At 61.1% G+C, this 22,948-nt stretch carries 21 protein-coding genes and 1 pseudogene; 9 read left to right on the forward strand and 13 right to left on the reverse strand.

Features of this window, described 5'->3' with window-relative positions; all coding sequences use genetic code 11:
* Window positions 1–173: 173 nt before the first annotated feature.
* Both ACR9ZN_RS00570 and ACR9ZN_RS00575 read left to right on the forward strand, forming a co-directional pair.
* Window positions 174–1,211 (forward strand): catalase family peroxidase, encoded by a 1,038-nt coding sequence (locus ACR9ZN_RS00570; protein WP_481271024.1) that lies wholly within the window; start codon window positions 174–176, stop codon window positions 1,209–1,211.
* An 11-nt stretch (window positions 1,212–1,222) separates the two neighbouring features.
* Window positions 1,223–1,763: pseudogene (locus ACR9ZN_RS00575) on the forward strand (cytochrome b).
* A gap of 181 nt (window positions 1,764–1,944) precedes the next feature.
* On the opposite strand, the gene ACR9ZN_RS00580 reads toward ACR9ZN_RS00575, so the two are convergent.
* Genes ACR9ZN_RS00580 through ACR9ZN_RS00590 form a run of 3 tightly spaced genes read right to left on the reverse strand, consistent with a single transcriptional unit; the run spans window position 1,945 to window position 5,502 of the window.
* On the reverse strand, window positions 1,945–2,772 hold the full coding sequence (locus ACR9ZN_RS00580) for an alpha/beta hydrolase (RefSeq protein ID WP_481271025.1): 828 nt from the start codon (window positions 2,770–2,772) through the stop codon (window positions 1,945–1,947).
* The gene (locus tag ACR9ZN_RS00585; RefSeq protein WP_481271026.1) at window positions 2,769–4,256 is read right to left on the reverse strand and encodes an NAD-dependent succinate-semialdehyde dehydrogenase; all 1,488 of its coding nucleotides are present in this window, start codon (window positions 4,254–4,256) and stop codon (window positions 2,769–2,771) included. Before ACR9ZN_RS00585 ends, ACR9ZN_RS00580 begins: the two co-directional genes overlap by 4 nt.
* A 19-nt stretch (window positions 4,257–4,275) precedes the next feature.
* Window positions 4,276–5,502, reverse strand: coding sequence for an iron-containing alcohol dehydrogenase (locus ACR9ZN_RS00590; RefSeq protein ID WP_481271027.1), 1,227 nt, complete (start codon window positions 5,500–5,502; stop codon window positions 4,276–4,278).
* 332 nt (window positions 5,503–5,834) lie between these two features.
* Here ACR9ZN_RS00590 and ACR9ZN_RS00595 point away from each other — a divergent pair, with 332 nt between their 5' ends.
* From ACR9ZN_RS00595 to ACR9ZN_RS00615, 5 genes are all read left to right on the forward strand, one after another.
* Window positions 5,835–6,536 (forward strand): GntR family transcriptional regulator, encoded by a 702-nt coding sequence (locus ACR9ZN_RS00595; RefSeq protein ID WP_481271028.1) that lies wholly within the window; start codon window positions 5,835–5,837, stop codon window positions 6,534–6,536.
* 8 nt (window positions 6,537–6,544) lie between these two features.
* A complete protein-coding gene (locus ACR9ZN_RS00600) occupies window positions 6,545–8,086 on the forward strand; it encodes a sugar ABC transporter ATP-binding protein (RefSeq protein WP_454818699.1) in 1,542 nt (513 codons plus the stop codon).
* Window positions 8,087–8,102: 16 nt separating this feature from the next.
* Window positions 8,103–9,095, forward strand: coding sequence for an ABC transporter permease (locus tag ACR9ZN_RS00605; protein WP_481271029.1), 993 nt, complete (start codon window positions 8,103–8,105; stop codon window positions 9,093–9,095).
* A gap of 58 nt (window positions 9,096–9,153) precedes the next feature.
* A complete protein-coding gene (locus ACR9ZN_RS00610) occupies window positions 9,154–10,104 on the forward strand; it encodes a substrate-binding domain-containing protein (RefSeq protein WP_481271030.1) in 951 nt (316 codons plus the stop codon).
* A gap of 65 nt (window positions 10,105–10,169) precedes the next feature.
* Window positions 10,170–10,763, forward strand: a complete 594-nt coding sequence (locus ACR9ZN_RS00615; protein ID WP_448954937.1) for a DJ-1/PfpI family protein — start codon at window positions 10,170–10,172, stop codon at window positions 10,761–10,763.
* A gap of 553 nt (window positions 10,764–11,316) precedes the next feature.
* Here the strand turns inward: ACR9ZN_RS00615 and ACR9ZN_RS00620 are convergent.
* The gene (locus tag ACR9ZN_RS00620; protein WP_454818693.1) at window positions 11,317–11,760 is read right to left on the reverse strand and encodes a TOBE domain-containing protein; all 444 of its coding nucleotides are present in this window, start codon (window positions 11,758–11,760) and stop codon (window positions 11,317–11,319) included.
* A gap of 110 nt (window positions 11,761–11,870) precedes the next feature.
* Entirely contained in the window at window positions 11,871–12,359 is a 489-nt protein-coding gene (locus tag ACR9ZN_RS00625) for a hypothetical protein (protein ID WP_481271031.1), read from the reverse strand.
* 140 nt (window positions 12,360–12,499) lie between these two features.
* Between ACR9ZN_RS00625 and ACR9ZN_RS00630 the strand changes: the two genes are divergently transcribed.
* Together ACR9ZN_RS00630 and ACR9ZN_RS00635 are read left to right on the forward strand one after the other, a co-directional pair.
* On the forward strand, window positions 12,500–13,165 hold the full coding sequence (locus tag ACR9ZN_RS00630; RefSeq protein WP_454818689.1) for a response regulator transcription factor: 666 nt from the start codon (window positions 12,500–12,502) through the stop codon (window positions 13,163–13,165).
* Entirely contained in the window at window positions 13,162–14,532 is a 1,371-nt protein-coding gene (locus ACR9ZN_RS00635; RefSeq protein WP_481271032.1) for an ATP-binding protein, read from the forward strand. Before ACR9ZN_RS00630 ends, ACR9ZN_RS00635 begins: the two co-directional genes overlap by 4 nt.
* Before the next feature lie 283 nt (window positions 14,533–14,815).
* Here the strand turns inward: ACR9ZN_RS00635 and ACR9ZN_RS00640 are convergent, their stop codons facing one another.
* The 8 genes from ACR9ZN_RS00640 to ACR9ZN_RS00675 all read right to left on the reverse strand — a co-directional run bounded on the left by ACR9ZN_RS00640 (window position 14,816) and on the right by ACR9ZN_RS00675 (window position 22,812).
* The gene (locus tag ACR9ZN_RS00640; RefSeq protein WP_454818685.1) at window positions 14,816–15,616 is read right to left on the reverse strand and encodes a 3-methyl-2-oxobutanoate hydroxymethyltransferase; all 801 of its coding nucleotides are present in this window, start codon (window positions 15,614–15,616) and stop codon (window positions 14,816–14,818) included.
* A gap of 10 nt (window positions 15,617–15,626) precedes the next feature.
* A complete protein-coding gene (locus tag ACR9ZN_RS00645; RefSeq protein ID WP_481271925.1) occupies window positions 15,627–16,718 on the reverse strand; it encodes a fatty acid desaturase family protein in 1,092 nt (363 codons plus the stop codon).
* Between the two features lie 69 nt (window positions 16,719–16,787).
* Window positions 16,788–17,969, reverse strand: a complete 1,182-nt coding sequence (locus tag ACR9ZN_RS00650) for an aldose 1-epimerase family protein (RefSeq protein WP_481271033.1) — start codon at window positions 17,967–17,969, stop codon at window positions 16,788–16,790.
* A 2-nt stretch (window positions 17,970–17,971) separates the two neighbouring features.
* The gene (locus ACR9ZN_RS00655; RefSeq protein ID WP_454818681.1) at window positions 17,972–18,754 is read right to left on the reverse strand and encodes an ATP-binding cassette domain-containing protein; all 783 of its coding nucleotides are present in this window, start codon (window positions 18,752–18,754) and stop codon (window positions 17,972–17,974) included.
* The gene (locus tag ACR9ZN_RS00660) at window positions 18,754–19,758 is read right to left on the reverse strand and encodes an ABC transporter permease (RefSeq protein WP_454818679.1); all 1,005 of its coding nucleotides are present in this window, start codon (window positions 19,756–19,758) and stop codon (window positions 18,754–18,756) included. Before ACR9ZN_RS00660 ends, ACR9ZN_RS00655 begins: the two co-directional genes overlap by 1 nt.
* Before the next feature lie 55 nt (window positions 19,759–19,813).
* Window positions 19,814–20,752 carry a sugar ABC transporter substrate-binding protein gene (locus ACR9ZN_RS00665; RefSeq protein WP_454818677.1) on the reverse strand — a complete coding sequence of 313 codons (939 nt, stop codon included), beginning with the start codon at window positions 20,750–20,752 and terminating at the stop codon, window positions 19,814–19,816.
* Window positions 20,753–20,769: 17 nt separating this feature from the next.
* Window positions 20,770–21,684, reverse strand: a complete 915-nt coding sequence (locus tag ACR9ZN_RS00670; protein WP_454818675.1) for a sugar phosphate isomerase/epimerase family protein — start codon at window positions 21,682–21,684, stop codon at window positions 20,770–20,772.
* 36 nt (window positions 21,685–21,720) lie between these two features.
* Entirely contained in the window at window positions 21,721–22,812 is a 1,092-nt protein-coding gene (locus ACR9ZN_RS00675; RefSeq protein WP_481271034.1) for a Gfo/Idh/MocA family protein, read from the reverse strand.
* Window positions 22,813–22,948 lie beyond the last annotated feature (136 nt).

Consider the following 22,948-nt stretch of genomic DNA (forward strand, 5'->3'; position numbering starts at 1 on the left):
GTCTTAGCGCATGGGTGTTGCTTTCTAAAATAGCCTCTTGCCCCGGTGCCCCATCCTCCTTCTCCTGCTTGACTTGCTTTCACCCTCGGGAGATGAATGAGAAATGTTTCGGCGATTGCGAACGAAATTGCCCTTTCACTTCATCGTCGCAGAATTCGGCTTAAGGAGTTGCGATGTCACGAGGTCCGACGTCCTCCTATTCTAGCTGGCTATCTTTTGCGATTATTGGCGTGATCGTCGCAGGTGGAGGCGCCGCCTTTGCCTACACTGCCGGTTGGCTTTCACCTCACGCCCTAACGTCGCAGAAGCTTGTCGACGCTCTCGCACCCGCATCAGGGGCGGCGCCCGGCCACCGGCGCAATCATGCGAAGGGCATCTGTTTCACAGGAGAGTTCGAGGCAAACGGCTCCGGCACTAGTTTGTCGAAGGCAAGCATGTTGGCTGCCGGCAAATATGCGGTCGTCGGTCGCCTTAACCTCGGTACTCCGGATCCGAATGCCAGCGATGCCACGGTCCGGGTGAGGGGGATTGGGGTTCAGATCACCGGAGCCGACGGCCAGCAATGGCGCAGCGCCATGATTGATCCGCCATTCTTCCCGGTTTCTACGCCGGGGGCATTCTACGAGCTCCTGGTCGCGTCGGCGAGCAAGGACCCGGAGGCGATGAAGCGTTTCGCAGGTGCCCATCCTGAGATCGCAGCGTTCGGCGGCTGGGCCAAGAGTGCGCCGTGGACGGCAAGCTACGCTGAGGATCGTTTCAACAGCCTGAACAGCTTCGTCTTCACCAATGCGGCAGGCGCGGAGCAGGCGGTTCGCTGGTCATTGGTTCCCACGGGGCCCGCAACCGCCATCGCACCGGACGATCTGGCCAAGCGCAATGCTGATTTCCTCGAGCAGGAAATCGCCGAAAGAGTGAAGGCGGGGCCCGTTCAATGGAAGATGGTCGTTACTTTGGCTAATCCGGGCGATCCCACTGCGGACCCAAGCAAACCCTGGCCGAATGATCGGAAGGCGGTGGACGTGGGAACGCTTACCGCCACGCAGATCGTCGCCGAAGATCACGGGCCATGCCGGGATATCAATTTCGATCCGACTGTGCTCCCTGACGGCATCCGCACCTCGGACGACCCATTCCCAGCAGCCCGTTCCGCGGCCTACGCCGTCTCGTTCGACAGGCGAACGGCCGAAGCCGGCAGCTATCCCACTCGATAAGGAGCAAAGCGATGACAGCGGCTATCGGCTCCTTCTCGCTCTTGCAGCGGCTGCTGCATTGGGCGATGGCAATTTGCATTCTCGCCATGCTATTCATCGGCGTGGCCATGGTGAGGATGATCGGGCCTGACTATCTGTCCCTGATATCCATTCACAAGAGTTCTCGGCGTCGCCATCCTAGTGCTCGCACTCCTCAGATTGGCAGTCAGGTTGAGAAAAGGCGCACCTCCTCTGCCCTATGATCTGCCGGCGCCCATGAAACTGGCGGCATATCTCTCCCATTTGGCATTCTATCTGCTGATGATCGGGATGCCGTTGATCGGATGGGCCATGATGTCCGCAGCGGGCTACCCCATCGTTCTGGCGGGCGGCTTGCGCCTGCCGCCGATCCTTCCCGCCAGTCGCGAAATGCACGCACTGCTGTGGGACGCTCATTTCTATCTTGCGATGGCCTTCTTTGCGCTGGTCTTGGTTCATATCGCAGCTGCGCTCTTTCACCTTCTCGTAAGGCGGGATGAGGTCTTCAGGCAAATGACGATAGGGACTGAGTGAAGAGTGTAAACAGCCGAATGCGAACACGAATACGCTGCCGAACAAGAGTTCGCATTTATCGACAAGGCCACTGCCTGGTCACGCCACGATCGGTCGTAGCGTGCACAAACAAGTACATTTCGGCTTTGGGGCGCGCATATCGTTCGATATGCCGATTTGCTCAAAGCGGTCCACCATGGGGTCAATGCCATTCCGTCATGATCAACCTGCTCAAGCGTCCATGGGCTGCGCTACCTGTTGCGCCCAGATCTCTAACGCTGCTCATGTGATTGCGCCTCGGCAATCGCCGTCTTGAGACGGACAAGCCTTGACGTCTCAACTCTATCGCGAAATTGCCAGCCTGCTGATGGAAGGGCGGTGTCTCCTCCGCTCCCACCAGAATGTCGACGTATGTTTCCGGATCATGGCGATGTCCGAGCGGTGAGAATTCCGCAACTTCGGTGTCGGTAATCCCGATCTCGGGATGCAGGAAAGAGGATTGCAGGGGTTTCAGATCGAAGAGGCCGCCAAGCAGGAAGGCCGCGCGGATGCCCGATGGTGACTGCGTGTGGTGGAAAAGGAACGTCGACAGATGCGCTCCGGCCGAATGGCCGCTGATCGTCAGTTGCAAGGGATTTCCACCGTAACTCGCAATGTTCTCGATCACCCACTGTTTCGCCCGCCGTACCTGCTCGACGATCGCCGCCATCCTGACGGCCGGCATGAGCGCATAGTCGACGATGACCGCGATGGCGCCGGCCTCGGTGATGGTAGCGGCGACAAAGGAATGGTCTCGCTTCGAAAACATCCGCCAATAACCGCCGTGGATAAACATGTGCACCGGCAATGCATGTCTGGGGCCTGGTGGAAAGAAGAGGTCGACTGTCTCGTCCGGCCCCTGTCCATAGGCAATGTCGGCGAGCATGGGGATGACGGCCCGGGTCGCTTCGCTGCGGCTGATCATATTGGCGACGATATCGTCGAAATCGGCCACATGGTCCCGGATGCGGAAGGGGTCGCCCGCGCTCATAGGGTGACGGCGATATATTTCGCCTCCATGAACTCCGCGATGCCGTGATGCTGGCCACCCTCCCGGCCAAGGCCGCTTTGCTTGACCCCGCCGAAGGGCGCTGCGGGATCTGAAACCAGCCCGCGGTTGAGGCCGATCATGCCTGCCTCGATCTTCGAGGCGACCCGCATGCCACGTGCGAGGTCACCCGTGAAGATGTAGGCTGCCAGCCCGTACTCCGTGTCGTTGGCCCGAACGATCACCTCGCTTTCGTCTTTGAACCGCATGATCGGCGCGACCGGACCGAAAATTTCCTCATGCAGCATCGTCGCGCTTGCCGGGACATCACACAGCACTGTCGGTGGATAGAAGAAGCCCCTGCCAGAGGGAAGCGAGCCACCGCACAGCAATCGGGCGCCGCCTTCGACCGCGTCCCGGACCAGGCGCTCGATGTTCTTGACGGCCTTGCTGGTGATCATGGGTCCGCATTCCGTCGAAGCATCCGCGCCGGTGCCTATTTTGAGAGCCTCCATCCGTTTGCATAATCCTTCGGCAAACGCGTCATGCATGCCCGACTGCACATAAATGCGGTTCGCCGCGGTGCAGGCTTCGCCTGCGTTACGCATCTTGGCGACCATGGCACCGTCGAGCGCCGCCTCGAGATCGGCATCATCGAAGACGATGAAGGGGGCATTACCTCCGAGTTCCATCGAACATGAGATCACCTGCCCAGCCGCTTGCGCGAGCAGTGAGCGGCCTACATGCGTCGAGCCGGTGAAGGAGAGCTTCCTCACGCGCGCATCGGCCAACATGGCCGAGGTGATCTCGCCAGGCCTCGATGTCGTCAGCACGTTCACCACTCCGCGAGGAATCCCGGCCTCCTCATAGATCGCTGCAAGTGCATAGGCCGTCAGCGGCGTCTCGCTTGCGGGCTTGAGGATGACCGTGCAGCCGGCGGCGAGGGCGGGCGCAATCTTGCGCGTCGCCATGGCCGCCGGAAAGTTCCAAGGTGTGATCAGAACACAGATGCCGATCGGCTGATAATCCACTACGATGCGGTTGGCGCCGGTAGGGGCCGTGCCGAATTCGCCGGTGATACGGACGGCTTCCTCGGCGTTCCAGCGGAAGAATTCGGCGGCGTAGGCGACCTCGCCGCGTGCATCCCGCAGGGCCTTGCCGTTCTCCATCGAGATCAGGGTCGCAAGCATTTCCGAGCGCTCAACCATCAGCTCGAAGCAACGACGCAGGATCTCAGAGCGCCGGCGCGGCGCGGTTTCCCGCCAACCCTGGGCCGCGGCCGCTGCGGCTTGGACGGCCAGGGCAGCATCTTCCAGGCTCGCATCCGGCACGGCGGCCAGTACGGCCTCCGTCGAGGGATCGACGACATCGATCAGTTTGCCATTCGAGGACTGCCGCCAGACGCCATCGATGTAGAGGCCTTGCGAGAAGGCCCGAAAATCAAGCGTCCGACAATCGCGCGGGATGGTCTGGTCGAGAGCGTTCATGGAGCTTCTTCCTGTATCTTCAAAGGGCGGAGGCCGCGAGGTCGCCGTCATAGGCGGCCTGGACGAGACGCCGCATGGCGCTAAGGTCGAGAGGCCTGGGGTTATTCTTGATCAGCCGCTCTATGCTCACTGCCTGCTCGGCGGTCCAGTCGAGCTTGTCGGCCGCAAGGCCGAGTGCAGCCAGCGTCGGCGTGATGCCGATGGCCGCAAACAGCCGCTTGATTTCCAGAATGGCGGCATCGGCTCTCTGATCGATGCTCAGGCCGGCACCCGGCAAGCCGAGCGCCAGGCCGATCTCGGCCATCTCGTCCCCGGAAACCGAGCGGTTGTAGCTCATGACGTAGGGCATCATCGTCGCAACCCCGAGGCCATGCGCCGTGTGCGTCAGTGCGCCGGCCGGATATTGGATCGCATGGGCAGCAGCCGTTCCGGCGGTGCCGAAGGCGCAGCCGGCGGCGAGCGCACCCATCATCACATCGGCGCGCGCGTCCTCGTCGGAACCATCGACGCAGGCTCTCTCCAGGCTGCGGCCAAGCAGCCTGATGGCGAGCAGGGCGAAATGATCGGTCAAGGCGCTCTTGCCGATAAAGACGTGTTGTTGTGGGAGACAGGGGTTCCCGCCGCGCTTGGCTGCAGTGAAGGCTTCGATGGCGTGGGTCAGGGCATCGGCGCCGGCGATGGCGGTCAGGCCCGAAGGGCAGGTCATCGTCAACTCCGGGTCGCAGATGGCGGCCGAGGCGATGAGGTAGGGGCTGGAGATACCAACCTTCAAAGTCCGGTCAGGGTCGGAGATCACCGCCACCGGGGTTACTTCCGAGCCGGTACCTGCGGTCGTCGGCACAGCGATCAGCGGCACGGTCGGGCCGGGCACCTTGAACTCGCCGTAGTAGTCTTGGAGCTTGCCGCCGTGGCTGAGCAGCAGCGCTGCGCATTTGGCCATATCGAGGCAGCTGCCGCCGCCGATGCCAATGACGAGGTCTGGGCCGAACGCACGGGCTTCCTGCAAACAAGCAGCAACGCTCTCCCGCGGCACGTCGGGCAATACGCGATCGTGGACAATCATATCGATTGAGGCGGCCTTGAGCGACCCTGCGATCTCATCAAAGAGGCGAGTCGCGGCGAAACGCTCATCCGTGCAGATCAGGGCCCGCCGGCCAAGTCTGGCCGCGACAACGGGCAAGGCATGGCGTTGGCCCTTGCCGAACAAGATCTCGCGCGGCAGCCTCATGGCGGCGAACAGCGTCATATTTGCAGATCCTCTGATGGCCGATGAGCGTGATTTGCCACCGGAAAGAGCGTTGCGGAAACTGAGCAAAAGATGCCGAGGTGCGACCGGCACTTCGCCCTTTTCAGAGCCGGCCTTGCCGGGTAGTGGAGGCAATCTCGTCCGCCGCTTTGATGCGGATCAAATAAAACCATCCAAAATCAGTGCCTTAGACTCGTCGCGTAGCCTCCTACTGCTCATCGCCGCCGCGCCCACAAATGCCTTTCCGCATTTTCTATATAAAATCCTATAGGATATAGGATTGAATTGCGCGAAGCATCGTGGTAGCGATTGCTCGTGTCAAGAGGCAAAGCATGCAGAATACGAGTTTGACCAAGCCGGGCGAAACAGGCGTTGCCAGCAACCAGATCCAGCGCGCCAACAGCCTGGTGGAGGACGTCTATGAGGCGATCTATGCGCAGTTGATGGCGCTGAAGATCGCTCCCGGATCCCGGATAACCGTGGACACCCTGGTCAAGGAATTCAACGTCTCGCAGACCCCCATTCGCGAAGCGCTCGGCCGGCTCGAGGGCGAAGGATTGGTGGTGAAGACCCATCTCATCGGCTATCGCGCCGCGCCCCAGATCACGCGTCGCCGCTTCGACGAACTCTACGAACTTCGTCTGCTGCTCGAACCGCCTGGGGCGGCCAGGGCCGCGGCCTCGATGGATGCCGGCAAGTTGAAGATTCTGCAGGAGGCAGCCGGCGTCATGGCGCGCCGCGAGGGCAAGGACGAGCGCCTGCGCTACTCCAATTTCGCTCGTCAGGACGCCGTTTTCCACGACAAGATCCTGGAATTCGCCGGCAATGAGCTGATCCGCCAGACACTCGGTTTCCAGCATACCCACTTCCACATCTTCCGCCTGATGTTCCACTCGCGCGTCACCGAGGAGGCACTCGACGAACACGAAGCAATCCTCGCCGCCTTCGCTGACCGGAATGCGGCGGCTGCCGAAGAGGCGATGCGTGTCCACATCGAACATTCGCGCGACCGCCTGTTGCCTGCATTCGAATGAGCCACGCCATGTCCGTTGCCGTCAGCATCGACAGGGATGGCCCGTTGCGTCAGGACGGCGAGCCGGTGCTGCGCGCGCAAGGCCTTTCCAAGCAATACGGTCCTGTGACGGTGCTGTCGGATGTTACCCTCGACATCCTGCCCGGCGAGATCCACGCAATCATTGGCGAGAATGGTGCAGGCAAGTCCACCTTCATGCGGTTGCTCTCCGGTTATGACGAACCGACCGCCGGCATGTTGTCGATGGGCGGCAGCCCTGTCAGGTTCGCCAAGCCCGATCAGGCACAGGACGCGGGGATCGTACTCGTGCACCAGGAGATCCTGCTCGCCGAGGCCCTGACGGTCGCCGAGAACATTTTCCTTGGCCGCGAACTCATCCGGGGCGGCATCATGGATGACCGGGCCATGCGCCGGCATGCAGCCGAGAAGCTTGCCGAGATCGGCTGTATGGTCTCGCCCAATGCCTTGGTGGGCAAGATCTCTCTCGCCGATCGGCAACTCGTACAGATCGCCCGGGCGCTGCTCGACCACCACAGGGTGGTCATCTTCGACGAACCGACAGCCGTTCTGACCGGCGAGGAAGTCGAGCGGCTGCTCGGCATCATCGCCAAGCTGAAATCGCAGGGCATCGCGGTGCTCTATATCAGCCACAGGCTGGACGAGGTGCAGCGGCTGGCCGACAAGGTCACGGTCCTGCGCGACGGCAAGATGGTCGGCACCTTTCCCGGTCGGACGCTGAGCCAGATGGATATGGCGCGTCTGATGGTCGGCCGGGAATTGACCGCTCTCTATCCAGAGAAGGCCCCCGTCAGCACTGCCGAGCCAATGCTGAGCGTGAGAAATGCCAGCGTGTCGGGCTTTGCATACGATATTTCCTTCACCCTGCACAAAGGCGAGATCCTCGGCTTTGCCGGTATGATCGGGGCGGGGCGTACCGAACTTTTCGAGGGCATTATCGGGCTCAGGCCCGCAACAGCCAGCATCGAGCTCGCGGGCAGGCCGATCCACATTCGTTCGCCGCGCGAGGCGATCGACGCCGGCATCGGCTATCTGACCGAGGATCGCAAGGGCAAGGGGTTGTTGCTGCAGGAACGGCTGGCGCCGAACCTCACTCTCTCGGCCCTGGCTCGTTTCCATCCGGGCCTTCTCATGCGTAACCGCCGCGAGTCCGGCGCGCTCGACATCGCGGTCCGGGATTATGATATCAGGCTGAAAAGCTTGCGCGTCATGGCCAGCCAGCTTTCCGGCGGCAACCAGCAGAAGCTGCTGCTCGCCAAGGTGCTGCTCGCCGATCCGTCCGTCGTCATCATCGATGAGCCGACACGCGGCATCGACATTGCCAACAAAGCACAGATCTACGTCTTCATCCAGCAACTCGTGGCCGCCGGCAAGGCCTGCATCGTCATCTCGTCGGAAATGCAGGAACTGATCGGCATCTGCAACCGCGTCCTGGTGATGCGGGAGGGGCGCATCAATGGAGAAGTGTCAGGCGAGACGATGACGGAAAGCAATATCGCACTGCTGGCGACCACCGACATGGGCGCCCAATAGAAGGCGGAGGAAGATAATGACGGCGACCGCGAGTTCCGCGCCGATCCGACGCGGACGGGATTTCAATTTCACTTGGACGGATATAGGGCCGTTCCTTGCCCTGGTCGCTCTGATGATGATCGGCTTCGCCGTCAATCCGGATTTCCTGTCCGCGACCAATCTCAGCAATGTCATCACCCGCAGCGCTTTCATCGCTATTATCGCCGTGGGAGCGACCTTCGTGATCTCCGCGGGCGGGCTCGACCTCTCCGTCGGATCCATGGCGGCTTTCATCACCGGTATCACCATCATGGCGATGAACATGATGGCGCCCCATCTCGGGGGCTGGGCGATACCGGCCGGCATGGCGATGGCCTTGATCGTCGGCCTGTTCTGCGGTCTCGTCAACGGCCTCGTCGTTACCGTCGGCAAGATCGAGCCCTTCATCGCCACGCTCGGCACCATGGGTATCTTCCGCGCGTTGATCACCTATATGTCGGATGGAGGTACGATCCCGATCGACCGCTCCTTGCGCGATCTCTATCGTCCCGTCTACTTCGGTTCGGTCGCCGGCATACCCATCCCGATCCTGGTCTCCATCCTGGTCGCGGCGATCGCCTCCTTCGTTCTCTATAAGATGAAGTATGGTCGCAAATGCGCGGCAGTCGGCGCGAACGAGGACGTCGCCCGTTATTCCGGCATTTCCATCGTCCAGACGCGCACGATCGCCTATGTCATCCAGGGCGGATGCGTCGCCATCGCCGCGCTCTGTTACGTACCTCGCCTCGGTGCCGCAACGCCCACGACCGGCCTGCTCTGGGAATTGCAGGTCATCACCTCGGTCGTCATCGGCGGCACGGCCTTGCGCGGCGGCAAGGGACATATCTGGGGCACCGTCGCCGGTGCCGTCATCCTCGAGCTCATCGCCAATCTGATGGTGCTGTCGGACTTCGTCTCCGAATATCTCGTGGCGGGCGTCCAGGGCGTCATCATCATCATCGCCATGCTCGTCCAAAGGTTCTCGAAATAGTCCCGCGCCCGGACCACGCGGGACATACGCAACAGGTCCAATTTCCGGGGAGGAAGCTATGTTCAACAAAAAATGGATTGTAGCCGCCGCGGTGGGCTCGCTGCTGATTGCGGGCCCCGCGCTGGGGGCGGGCAAGAAGGTGATTGCGGTGTCTATCCCGGCTGCTGATCACGGCTGGACGGCGGGCGTCGTCTACCACGCGCAGGCTGCTGCCAAGGAGATCAACGCGGCCTTCCCGGATGTCGAAGTTATCGTCAAGACTTCGCCGTCCGCGGCGGCCCAGGTGAGTGCGCTGGAAGATCTCCAGGCGACCCGCAAGCTCGACGCGCTGGTGATCCTGCCCTATTCCTCCGAAGAGCTGACGACGCCCGTCAAGGCTGTCAAGGATGCCGGTTCCTTCATCACGGTGGTTGACCGCGGCCTCAACGATCCCACTATTCAGGACCTCTATGTCGCCGGCGACAACATCGCTGTCGGCAAGACCACGGCCAACTTCCTGGTCGATAAGCTTGGTGGCAAGGGCAACCTTGTCGTGTTGCGCGGCATTCCGACTGTAATCGACGACGAGCGCATCCAGGGCTTCAAGGACGGCATCAAGGATAGCCAGCTCAAGATCCTCGACATCCAGTATGCCAACTGGAACAGCGACGATGCCTTCAAGCTGATGCAGGACTACTTGGCCAAATATCCTCAGATCGATGCTGTCTGGGCCAATGACGATGACATGTTGCTCGGCGTGCTCGAGGCCGTGAAACAGTCCGGCCGCAAGGACATCAAATATGCGCTCGGGGGCAACGGCATGAAGGACATCATCAAGAAGGTCATCGATGGCGATGCCATGACGCCGATCGAGACGCCATATCCGCCCTCCATGATCAAGACTGCGATCTACATGTCCGTGGCCCAGTTCGTTGGCCAGGCCCCGGTGCGCGGTTCCGTCAAGCTCGATGCCCCCCTGATCACGCAGGCCAATGCCAGGGAATATTATTTCCCCGATTCACCGTTCTAGCCACGACCTGACCAGGGGCGGCCGCAGAAGTCGCCCCATATCCCTGTAGGCGAAGAGGAATAGCTATGCCAGGCAAGAAGATATTGATGCTCACCGGTGAATTTACCGAGGAATATGAGATCTATGTTTACCAGCAGGCGATGGAGGCAGTGGGCCACACCGTTCACGTCATCTGTCCCGACAAGAAGGCCGGCGAACTGATTAAGACCTCGCTGCACGACTTCGAGGGTGACCAGACTTATACTGAGAAGCTTGGTCATTTCTTCACGATCAACAAGACGTTTTCGGACGCCGAAAAACAGCTCGACGAGTATCACGCGGTCTATTGTGCAGGGGGGCGCGGCCCGGAATATATCCGCACCGACAAACGTGTGCAGGCAATCGTTCGCCATTTCCACGAGACGAAGAAACCGATCTTCACCATCTGCCACGGCGTCCAGATCCTCGTGGCCGTCGACGGCGTGGTGCGCGGCAAGACGGTTGGTGCGCTCGGCGCTTGCGAACCGGAAGTGACCCTGGCTGGCGGGACCTATATCGACCTGTCGCCGACCGAAGCTTACGTTGACGGCACCATGGTTTCGGCAAAGGGCTGGACGGCACTCGCTGCCTTCATCCGCGAGTGCCTCAAGGTGCTGGGCACCGAGATTCGCCATAACTGAAACCAGAGGAGCCAGCGCGGGGCTTTGCGCTGGCTCTTACTGATAGTGTCCTGCTATGCCCATGATCAGTCATCGAGCCTCACGGCGTAATTGGGATTGCCGGGCTTCATGTTGTTGGAGAGCAGAACGTAGAATCGAGACCGAGATAAGGCTGCTCAGGGTCGCAGTGCCAAAACCTCTGAATTTAGTCCTGGTCGTGCCGACAAATTTTTTAAGTTTTCGTGGAAATACGACCAATAAAAGGACAAGTATATATGCCTTGTTACCACGCGAATGTCAGTTGTTCGGATGAATAATTGAAAGCGATCGACCCGCTAAGGTACGAAATCTGATCAAGAGCGTATCCTTCCATTCCATTAAATAGGGTGCACATCAATATTCGAGCTCAAGCATGCCGAAAGCATACGCGGGAGCACGCCCGTCGCTCTGCCCTTGTCCTGCAGCCGATGCTTCAACGTTCCCGCCACATGCAGAAGGATACAGGCCAATAGAGTAAAGGCGCAGTATCTATGGAGCGCCTGGAATATCGCTCTTCAACGCATCGGAGGCGCGCCTATTGGTCAGCCTCAAGGCGCAACTCTGTCTGTGCCTCAAAGAGATGGAGGTGGGCGGGCTGAAAATCGAGACCAATGATCTCACCGGCCAAATGCTCCGCTCTCCCGTTGGAGACCACCACCAATTCCGGGGTCGAAGCGGTCGTTAAGTGTGTCGCGGCGCCCGTGTACTCAACCGTCCCTACCGCCACTTTCAGCATCGCGGTGCCGGGCGGCACGACGGAGATGTGCTCTGGACGCAGGCCCGCAATGAGGTTGCGGCCCGGTTGAACCTTATAGCCGAGTTCAATCGACTGGCGCTCACCGAGATCGAGAGCGACGGATTGGCCATCCTCGCCTCCGATCGCCGGGATGAAATTCATGCCGGGCGAGCCAATGAACCCGGCCACGAACTTGTTGACCGGCTTGTCGTAGAGATCCAGGGGACACCCCTGCTGCGGCATTCCTTGGTTTCTGCACGAGGCCGATGCTTTACTGGCAACTCAGGAAAGATCCGCCCGGATAACATTCAACCGTCCGACACTCTTGTGTCGGACGGTTGAATGACGCTCGTCTAGCGGGGCCCGATCAGGCGATGAAGCCAGTCATGCGGCGGCCGGGGAGGGGAGGGTGCCAGGGCTTCGACCTTGCCATCGGCCAGGATCAGATAAGCGGCGTGAATGGACCCATTTTCAAATCGCCCTTGGACGCCGATCACTTCGCCCGATGCTACGAGCTTGCTGCCTTCTCCAGATGGGCCTGTCTCGACCAAAGCTCGGCCAGACGGATCCGACAATACGAACTTGTCGCCATAAATTTCCGCGACCTTTCCTTTCACCGTGACGATATTGCCGCTGGCGAGCGAGGAGATCGCGATGGGAGACGCCGGGGCTATCTGGACGGCGGGACGAGTGAAGCCAACTGCGCCGGCACCGATGACGGCGCCTGTCGCAACCATGATACCTGCGAGAATGGCGCGAACCGTTGCGCTCGCCTGTCTTTTCTTGCCTTTGAGTTCAGCACTGGCCCGAGGGCTGGTTTCGTCTTTGAGATCTGAAGGCATAGTAATGTGGTCTCCTTTGTTGGCAACATGACCACAAATTACCCACGGCGCTCGACCGCGCCCTGAACCGCTACGTTCAGGCTGGGTTTAGCCTCACGGGATAAATCATCACCGTTCTCCTGTTCAGGATTGGTCTGAAAATGCGCGTTTTGCTCGTAGAAGACGATCAGCATCTCGCCGCTCGCATCGCCGACGTTCTCAGAGCGGAGCGATTTGCCGTCGACATTGCCTCCAATGGCGAGGATGGCCAGCACCTGGGAGATACAGAGGGCTATGACGCTGCCGTGCTGGACCTGGGCTTGCCCAAAGTCGACGGGGTATCGGTGTTGAGGAATTGGCGCGCCCATGGTCGGCACCTGCCGGTACTTATCTTGACTGCGCGGGATGGGTGGTCCGACAAGGTCGAGGGCTTTCGGGCTGGCGCGGACGATTATCTCACCAAGCCATTCAGGGTCGAAGAACTGGTGCTTCGCCTTCGCGCACTTGTTCGTCGTGCCAACGGCCATGCTCAAACACAGCTTCAATGTGGGCCACTTAAATATGACACACAAACAGGTGCGTTTGAGCTTGATGGCTATCCTCTGAAACTCACCGCACTGGAGTGGCGGATCCTCTCATGTCTGATGATGCGCAAGTCGGCTGTGGTGGAGAGGCTCGACCTTCTCGAGCATGCGTATGAACGAAACGCGGACGTGGATTCCAATTCACTCGAGGTCATGATTGCCCGGCTACGGCGCAAGCTTGGATACGACCTTATCGAGACGACCAGAGGACGGGGCTACCGCCTTGTGGACAAAGCGTCATGAGCAGGCGCTCTGGCTCTCTCCAGGCACGCCTGTTGCTGTGGGGCATCGGGCTTACCGCACTTGCCATCATAATCGTCGGGTTGACGATCGGCTGGATTATCGAGCGCTTCGTGGTGGGACAGATCGATGGTCAGCTCGACGCTCGAACCGCCGCTATTTCGGATATGCTGACCGACCGTGGTATTCGCGGCGTAAATGAAAATCTTCGATCGACCTATGATCCAACATTCGATCGCTCCCATCAGGGGTGGTTTTGGCAGATTTTTCAGCAAGAGCCGGGTGGCCTAAATTCCTTCGCTCGCTCGACCACCGATCAAGTCCTGGCGCCATCCAGCCTCGATCCGCTGAAAAACGTGGGTCTCATGCAGTTTCTCGATCCGATCAGGCCCTTTGAGGGCACGACCACGCGAGGGTCTCGCGTCCACGCCCGAGCGCGTTCGGTAAGCTTGGATGGAAAGCTCTATTTGGTGGTCGCCGCGGCTCCGAGAGCTGCAGTTCTTGGAGCAGTATGGCAGTTGATCTGGCCTGTCTCGGCCAGCATGCTCCTGCTCGGATTTGGCCTGACGGCAGCGATTACTCTTCAAGTTCGCCTGGGATTGAGACCCTTGCGCCGTCTGGAACGAGATATTGCAAATGTGCGGTCTGGAGTAGCCGCCAAACTTGCCTCGGAGCAGCCGCTCGAACTCGCTTCACTCGTCAGCGAGCTGAACCAATTGATCGAGCACAATCAGCTTGGACTCGATGCCGCGCGAAGACAGGTGGCCAATCTCGCCCATGGTTTGAAGACCCCATTGGCCTCGATCGAACTGGAGCTAGAGAAGCTTGACGTGGAGGCGAAAAGGGGATTGCGGATACCTGTCGAGCAGATCGATCGACATCTGCGCCATCATCTGAGCCGAGCCAGGGCGAACGCCATGAGTGGCATGGCCCGGGAAAGAATACCTCTCGCGCCGGCTGTCCTCGCCATCGTGGAGGTTTTGAAAAAGCTCTTTGCCGAGCGCGCTCTGCAATTTTCTATTTCAATCGATGAGAAGACCAGGGTCATCTGCGAACACAGTGACTTCGATGAGATTGTCGGCAATGTTCTTGAGAACGCGTGCAAATGGGCGAAAGGAGGGATTGCGATCACCACTCATGCAAATCCGGGCCGGGTGGTAGTTCGTATAGAGGACGATGGCTGCGGCGTTCCCGACGCGAAGCTTGTCGACGTCCTCAGACCAGGTGAAAGGCTCGATACTGTCGTCAGGGGAGATGGCTTCGGACTGGCGATCGCGCAGGAATTAATCGAAATTCATGCTGGTTCCATCGAGCTTAAGCGTAGCTCGTTGGGCGGCCTACAGGTCGAGCTTACGTTCAAGGCTTCCTAATTGGTATAGCCGGAAAGTTCGCGACGGAACCTTCGAAACAACCTCCAAATTCAGCAGACGCCATGGCGTTGTCAGACTAAACTAACTTGTTTCGGCCAGCTGTATGAAAACCTAACCGAAGCTCGGTTTAGGCCGCAACGGCCCGCCACTCCAACTTACAACAAAACCCGTGACAGTGCCCCGGTCCCGCCGCCTGGTTTTGATGGGGAACGTTCACCCAAGAACCATGGAGTTTCGAGCGGCTGGCGGGGCAAGGCTCCTGCCGGGCGGCTTTTTAACGGCTTCAGCCCGCGTCTAGCTTCGCCATGAATGCCTTCAACTCATTCGGCGGCATACGCACGAGGTGCTTTTCCCTTGGATAGGCGTTGGATTTTACATCCGACACATATTCCCGGAAGGCCGCGACACGCTCGGCCTGCAGTCGGTCATATTCGGCGGCGAAGTTGCGATAGACCTTGGAATGCCTGGGCATGTGGCCGCGATTCATGCCGAGGATATCCTCCGCGAACAGATATTGCGCGTCGCAACCGGCACCGGCGCCCATTGACAGCATGAATAGGCTGGTGCGCTGCGAGATCGCCTCGGCGACCTCCACGGGCACCACCTCGATCTCAGCCCCGAAGGCGCCGGCCGCTTCGAGCTGCTTGACGGCCTCGAACACCTGGAGGGCGCTGTCGGCCGTCTTGCCGACCGCTTTGAAGCCGCCGGTCCACGTCTTGCGCGAGGGGATCAGGCCGACATGGCCGATGACGGGAACCGCCTCGTCCGCCATACGCTTGATCGTGGCATAGGAGGCGCTGCAATAGACGGCATCGGCGCCGGCCTTGATCATGCGGAACGACCAGCGCACGAAGTCGTCGGCGGTACCGATTTCGTAGAAATTGTCACCCGGCATGGAGAACAGGCTCGGCGCGGCGTCGCGATAGTGCGGGTCGAGGATCAGTTCGGGCGGAATGGAGACGATGTCGACGCCCGCACGCTCGGCGGCCTCGGCCTCCTCCAGCGTGGTGACGCGAAGCATGGTCAGCTGCTTCTGGCCCTTGAGGGCGCGCAGATCGGCAATCGTGGGTCTGGTGCGGGTCATTGCGTGGTTCTCACTCGGCGGCCGTGGCCACGGCCAATTCATGGAATTCGGCGCGGTAGGGCCGGGCCGTGGGCGGCAGTTCGCGGAGCAGGAAATAGTCCTCGTTGCGAAGCTGCCGCAGCACGACGGGAAATACCTCGCGATAGGCGTGCCACATCGAAGGGTTGGGCTCCGGCAGGTCGTGCTTGATCAGCTCATGCAGCCTGGGCAAGGCGTGGTAGGGCACCATCGGGAACATGTGGTGCTCCACATGGTAGTTCATGTTCCAGTAGATGAAGCGGCTGATCGGGTTCATATAGACGGTGCGGGTATTGAGCCGATGGTCCGTCACATTATCGGCAAGGCCGATATGCTGGAGCAGGCCGGTCATCACCATGTGCCAGCAGCCATAGAGGCGAGGCAGGCCGATCAGCATCAGCGGCACCCAGGACCAGGTGGCGAGCGCGGTGACGATGGCGGCAAGGTAGATCGCCATATGCCAGCGTGCTGCTGTCACCGCCTTGTGCCGCTCCATCTCGGGAATGAAGCTCTGCTCGTCCGGCGTCAGGATCCCCAGCGCGTTGCGGCCGAGGGCGATCAGCGAATACCAGGCGTCGATGATGCCGACGAAGTTCAGCACCAGCCGGATCAGGTCCGGCGGCCGCATCACGGCGATCTCGGCATCCCGCCCGACGATGATGGTGTCGGTGTGGTGGCGGGCATGGCTCCAGCGCCAGGTGACGGGATTGCGCATCAGCATGAAACTGGCGATCTGATAGACCACGTCGTTCATCCAGCGGGTGCGAAAGGCGGTGCCGTGGCCGCATTCATGCCAGCGCGAGTCGCTCGAGGAACCGTAGAGCACGCCGTAGACGAAGAAGAAGGGCAGGCAACACCAACTGCCCCAGAACCAGATGCCGCCGGCCGCGGAGGTGAGGATGGCGGCAACCCAGATCACGGTGTCGCGGATGGCAGGTCCATCGGAGCGTTGCATCAGCTCCTTCATGACCTTGCGGGGGATATCGGTGTGGTACCACTCCGCCGACGCCAATCCCGTCTCGATGGCCTGGCGCGTGCTTTCGCCGACCAGGCTGTAGTCTCGTTTCCTATGCATCGTCGCCATGGCCATGCCGTTCAGCTCGTGTCGTTTTCCGGGGCCTCACCCGCTTCTTCCCTGTCTGCGCCGCCCCTGTCACGAGCGTCCCTCCAGGTAGTGAAACAGTCCTGACGGCGGGGGGAAATCCTCCGAGGGCTGCCGGGCGATACCAGCGATGCGGCTCTCCGCCGCCGCGATCTCGGCGCTGCCGTCGAGGACCTTGAAGGTCGCCTGGTAGCGGCGCTCCTCGCCATGCTCCAGCCAGATCATTTCGCCGCGCTCGCGCGCGGCAAGATCACCGAGGACATGATGCGTCGAAGGTTCGATGCCAAGGACATATTCGCCTGGCTGGAAATTCTGCCATTGATAGAGGCAGGGCAACTGGTCGCGCCGCGTCACCACCATCAGTCCCAGGCCGATGCGGTCATTGACCAGGGCCACCGGCTGTTCTCCATCGGCACTGGCGGCGAGCCTGTGCTCCCAGACCTGCTCGCGGAAGCCGGCTTGCGGGGCGGGGGCCACGCGATAACCGATCTCCTGCTGGCGATAGGCCTCGCCGGCATGGGCAGCCCAGACGACATCCTCGACGGGGGCGAGGTAGCGCGAGCCCTCGTCGAGCACGGGATGGCCGATATTGATGTGGTAGAAAAACATGTGTGGCGTCCGCCGGAACCCGTGATTGACCACGCGGTCGCTGATGCGGATCTCGTTACCGCCGAGATCGGCCTCGATGCGGCGCAGGAGATGCAGGTCCTCGCCGAACACGGTCGATTGCTGCACGGTGCCCTCCGCCCACAGGACGCAATGCTCACCGCTCCAGCTCTCGCCATAGCCGGTGAGACGGGCAGGGATGGTGCCAATGCGGCCATGCAGCGAATGCTTGACGCTCTTCCTGCCGGGATAGTTGTAGGTATCGGCCGGTGTTTCCTCGGGACCAAGGATATGGTCGAGGCCGCAGGTCACCACGAGGCCCGAGAAGGAACGGGCCCAGGCAAGGCCGTTCTCTCCCTCGTACTCATGCAAGGCCGGATGCCGGAAACCGGTCGGGGAATGCCAGCCGATCGACTGCCCCCGATACTCGCAATCGGCGATGTCGAGAGCGCGGTCGACCAGGACGGTGAAACGCAGGCCCGTACCGGTACGGAATTCCAGCATGCGAATGCCGCGCTCGACGCCGTCGCCCAGCGTCATCAACCGCACGCCGGCGAATTGCGACAGCATGCCGGCTCGTTCGCCGATCTGGCGGCGCGTGAGGGTACGCCCGAAGAGCTCGACCATTCTCAATGCGCCTTCGCGTCCTTGAGCAGCGCCTTGATGTCGACGCCCATGATGATGCCCTCCACCGTGAGGAGATCGGTCTCCGCCACGGTTCTCTCCGCGACGACTTCGCCACGGCGCATCACCACCAGGCGGTCGCAGACTTCGAAGACGTGGTGGATGTTGTGGGTGATGAACAGCACGCTGTGGCCCGCATCGCGCATATCCCTTACGAAACGCAGCACACCATGGGTCTCCTCCACGCCGAGGTTGTTGGTCGGTTCGTCGAGGATGATCACCTTGGCGGCGAACTGCATGGCGCGGGAGATGGCGATGGACTGGCGCTCGCCGCCGGAGAGCGTGGAGACCAGGGCATCGGCGTCGAGCTTCTTGGAAATGCCGACGCGTTTCAGCAAGGCCGCTGCCACGCGGCGCAGCTCGCCGAAATCGATGGGGGCGAACACACCGAGCCAGCCGAGCTTCACCGGCTCGCGGCCGAGGAAGAGGTTGCGCGCGATGCTCAGGTCCGGGGCGAGGGAGGTGTCCTGATGGATGGTCTCGATGCCGAGATCCATCGCGTCCCGCGCCGAGCGGATCGAGGCCTTGTCACCGCGCACATAGATGGCGCCGCCATCGCTCGGGTGGACGCCGGAGATCGCCTTGATCAGGGTGGACTTGCCGGCACCGTTGTCCCCGAGCAGGGCGACGACCTCGCCCTCGCTCAATGTCAGCGAGGCGCCCTTGAGGGCGTGCACGCTGCCGAAGGACTTTTGCAGGTTTTCGAGCCGCAGGACTTCCGTGGCCATCAACGCCTCCCGCCATTCTTCTGCAGCAGGGCATGCAGGATCAACATCACCAGGATGATGCCGCCGAGGAAGATGTTATAGGCAAGGCCCGGCACGCCAATCAGCACGATGCCGTTGCGGATGGCGCGCAGCATGAGAACGCCGACCACGGTGCCGAAGATGGTACCTCGCCCGCCTGTGAGGGCGGTGCCCCCGACCACGACCATGGCGATGACCTCGAGTTCATAGCCGGTGCCGGCCACCGGGGAAGCGGCGGAGATGCGGAAGGCACTTATCATGCCGGCCAGCCCGGCGAGCACCGAGGTCAGGATGAAAAGCCAGATCTTCACCGCGTCGGCCGGCACGCCGCGGGCCTCCGCGGCATTGCGGTTCGAGCCGATGGCGCTGATCCAGTTGCCGAGCTTGGCATAGTTCAGGAAATAGATGCACAGCGCGGTGAGGCCGATGAACCACCACAGCGAGGTGTAGAGCTTGAAGGCCCCTGCCTGGAAGCTGCCGGCCAGCAGCGTCACCAGGGGCCCAGGCTGGTCCCATGACTTCAAGGGAAAGCCTTGGGTGATATAGAGCGCCACGCCGCGCAGGATCAGCAGCATTGAGAGGGTGACGAGAAAGGATGAAATGCCGATCTTCGTCACGATCACGCCATTGACCCAGCCGATGGCGACGCAGAGGAAGAGGCCGACCAGAAGTGCCGGGCCGATATCCATCACGCCTTGTTGCACCAGCAGCATCACCAGCACCGGTGCCAGCGCGAAGACGGCGCCGACCGAGAGGTCGAACTCGCCTGCGGTGAGCAGCAGCGTCATGCCGAGCGCGATGATGCCGAGCTCTGGCAGGAACGCCATCATGTTGGTGATGTTGAGCGGGGAGAGGAAATTGGCGTCGGCCGCGGCGAAGCCCGCCAGGGCCACGAGGAGGATGACGAGCGATGCCATCTGGGGCGAGCGCGGCAGGCTCGCCCGCAGGCTCCTTTTGGAAGTGTTGTTTTCCACGACCAAGGCCATGACGGTCCCATTCGCTGTGAAAAGGAGGGTTCTCGGCCGAGGCCGGCCCCTTCGGTTACTTGCTGGCGTAAAGCTTCAGGATTGGCTCGACGCTGGAAGCGTCGTAGAGGCTGAAGGTGTGCACGTCGTAGCCGATGGGCTGGCCCGAGGCGGCCAGGTTGAGGAGGGCGACGGGCATAAAGCCCTGCGCCGAAGGGTATTGCCAGGCGGCGGCGTTGACATAGCCCGCCTTGACCGCCTCTGCCGTCTCCCTCGAATTGCCCCAGCCCACGACCGGCACCTGGCCTGCCGAAACGCCGGCACCCTCGAAGACCCGCTTGACGCTGGCGGCCACCGAGTCGCCGAGGGCGATGACCGCTGGCGGCCTGTTGGCGATCATGTAATCCGTCATCTTGGCGATGATGCCGGCCGGGTCGGTGCCGCAATCGACGACGTCATATTTGATGCCGAGCGGATCGAAGACGCTGGCGATGCCTTCGGTCTCCAGCTGCTGGTAGCTGGCACCGGGCACCTCGACGGGCAGGAAGACCTTGTCGCCCTGCTTCACCAGCTTCTTGTCGACCAGATATTTCGCCCAGGTGACGCCGGCCTCCTTGAGATCGGCCCCGACATAGGCCTGGCGGCCGGTGCCGGCGTCATCGGTGTTGTAGAAGATGATCGGGATGCCCGCCGCCTTGGCGGCCTTTACCTCTTCGGTCCACAGGCCCGGCTGCGCCGAGGTGGTGGCGATGCCATCCGGCTTGGCGGCGATGGCCGAGTTGAAGGCCTCCTTCTGGGCGGCCATGTCGCCGCCGCTGAAGGAGATCTTGCAGGTGACCTTGAGCTGGTCGCAGGCCTTGGTGGCGCCGGCGTTCCAGTCGATCCAGAACGCATCGGACGGTCCGCCATGGGAGAGAAGGTAGAAGGTCTTCTGCTTTTCCTGCGCCTGCGGCGCGGCGATCGCCATGGCCAGCAAGGCCGCTGCGGCGGCCAGTTTCAGTCCGAATTTCAACATGTTCGCCTCCCTGGGCTTCAAAGACCGTTCTGGCGGAACTTGCTGTCGAGGAATGTCTTGGCGCGCGGCACGTCGTCCTCGGACAGGTGCTCGATGATCACCGGAATATTCGGATGCTTCTGGGAAAGACGCTGCAGATAGAGATCGTAATTGAGGGAGCCGAGGCCGGGGGCGGGCAGTTCGATCTCGCCGACACCGCGGAAGGTGTGGCTCTCGAGCGCATCCGCGTCGCCGATATCGGCATGTTTCTCGCTCTTGTCGTCGCCCGCGCGTTTCACGTCCTTGGCATGGGCGATCCTGATCTTGTCGCTGAGCGTGTCGAAGACCTGGTTGAGGATCTGGTCCATCCGGTCGATGTTGTGGGTCTCGAAATAGTTGGTCGGATCCATCAGCAGGCCGAGGCCAGGATGGTCGACCTGGGCGAACATGCGCACCGTTTCCTCGACCGAGCCGACGACATTGTTCACATAGGTTTCGAGCAGGAAGACCGCGCCGTGGTCATAGGCCGTCTGGGCGAGGTCGGCGATCACCTTGCGGCATTCCTCGAAGCCTTCCTCGGTCTTGTTCTTGGGGTGATGCACCCAATCGGACTCAGTGTTGAAGGTCCCCGTCTCGGAGATCACATAGGGCGAGCCGAAATGGCGCGCATTGCGGATGATCTCCTTGAGATAGCCGACGCGCTTCTCGCGCTCGGCCTTGTCGGGATGGATGATGTTGGTGTAGCCGGAGATGCAGCAGATCGGCAGGTGGTGATCGCGGAAGGTGTCGCGCACCTTCTTTGCCTTGTCCTTGGTGATCTGGCCGGCGGACAGATCGACATCCTTGAAATGCAGGTCGAGCTGCACGGTATTGAAGTCGAGCGAACGGATCTTCTTCGCCGTCTCCTCCAGGCTATAAGGAAAATAGCCAGTGAAGATACCTGCCTGCATCATGGTCGATTTCCTTCCCGTATCGATATTTCTTGATTTTCAATGGATGGGTATTTCGCTGAGCCTGACGGTGCGGCTCTCTTCGATGGAGCGATATCCCGCTTCCACCAGCGCCATCGTCCTGACATTGTCGGCCACCGAAAGGGCCGGGGCGGTTCCCGTTTCCACGGCGTGCTGAAGCTGCTCCATCACGCCGATGAAGGCGTGCGGAAACCACATGGTCTGCCATTGCGGCATGACCCACTCGCCGCCCGTGGCCTTGGCCGAGGCATAGCTGAAGGTGGAAGGGGCGCCGGTGGGCCAGCCGATGCTGCCCTTGGCCACGCCTTCGGTTCCCTCCACGCGCCAGGTGATGTGCTGATCGTCGCGATAGCCTTCCTGCCTCGGGCCCGACCAGACGTCCTCGAGCGACAGGGCCAGCACTCCAGAGGGGAAGCGTAGCGTCGAGACCGTGATGCCGTCGCGATGGTCGAAGGCCGTGCGGGGATCCTTGCGGGTGAGGGTGGTGATCTCGTCGGGATCGCCGAACAGGAAGCGCAGCACGTCGAGGTGATGCACGCTCATATTGGCCAGCGTCAGCCGATCGTAGTTGCGCAGGAAGGGCTGCCAATGGGGGATCGCGTGCATGTCGATCTGGGCGAACACCACCTGCCCGAGGTCTCCAGCGTCGAGGACCTGCTTGAGCACGCGCATCGACTGGTCATAGCGCATGTTCTGGTTGACGGAGAGGATCTTGCCGGCGGCCTCTGCCTCGTCCCGCAGCTTGATGGCTTCCGATAAAGAGAGGGCAAGCGGCTTTTGGGCGAGGATCGCCTTGATGTGCTCTTGCTTGAGGGCGTGGCGGATGAGGGCCGGCTGCTGGTCGGGCGGAAAGGCAAGGTCGAGTATGTCGACTTTGGCATCCTCGATCAGGGTCTCGGGTGTGTCATGGACGGTCGGGATCTGCCAGCGAGTGGCAACCTTTTCTGCATTTGCCCTGGTGCGAGAGGCAATTGCGACGACAGGAAAGCCTGCCTCCTTGTAGGCCGCCAGATGGCACTCAGCCATGATCATGCCGGCGCCGACGCAGCCGATCGCGTAGCGCCTAGTGCGCACGGGGCTATCCGGCGTGAAACGCCTGGGTTCGTTCATGCATCCTCCCGACGGCCTGTTTGTCCGACCTTTCGGGCGATATTGATGTTGATGTGTTTTGATGTCAACATCATTTAAAATCATTGTAAATCATTCGACCTGGAGGATTCAAAAAAACTGCCGAAAACACGAGGCA

The sequence above is a fragment of the Labrys sp. HAY1-8F genome (assembly GCF_056754975.1).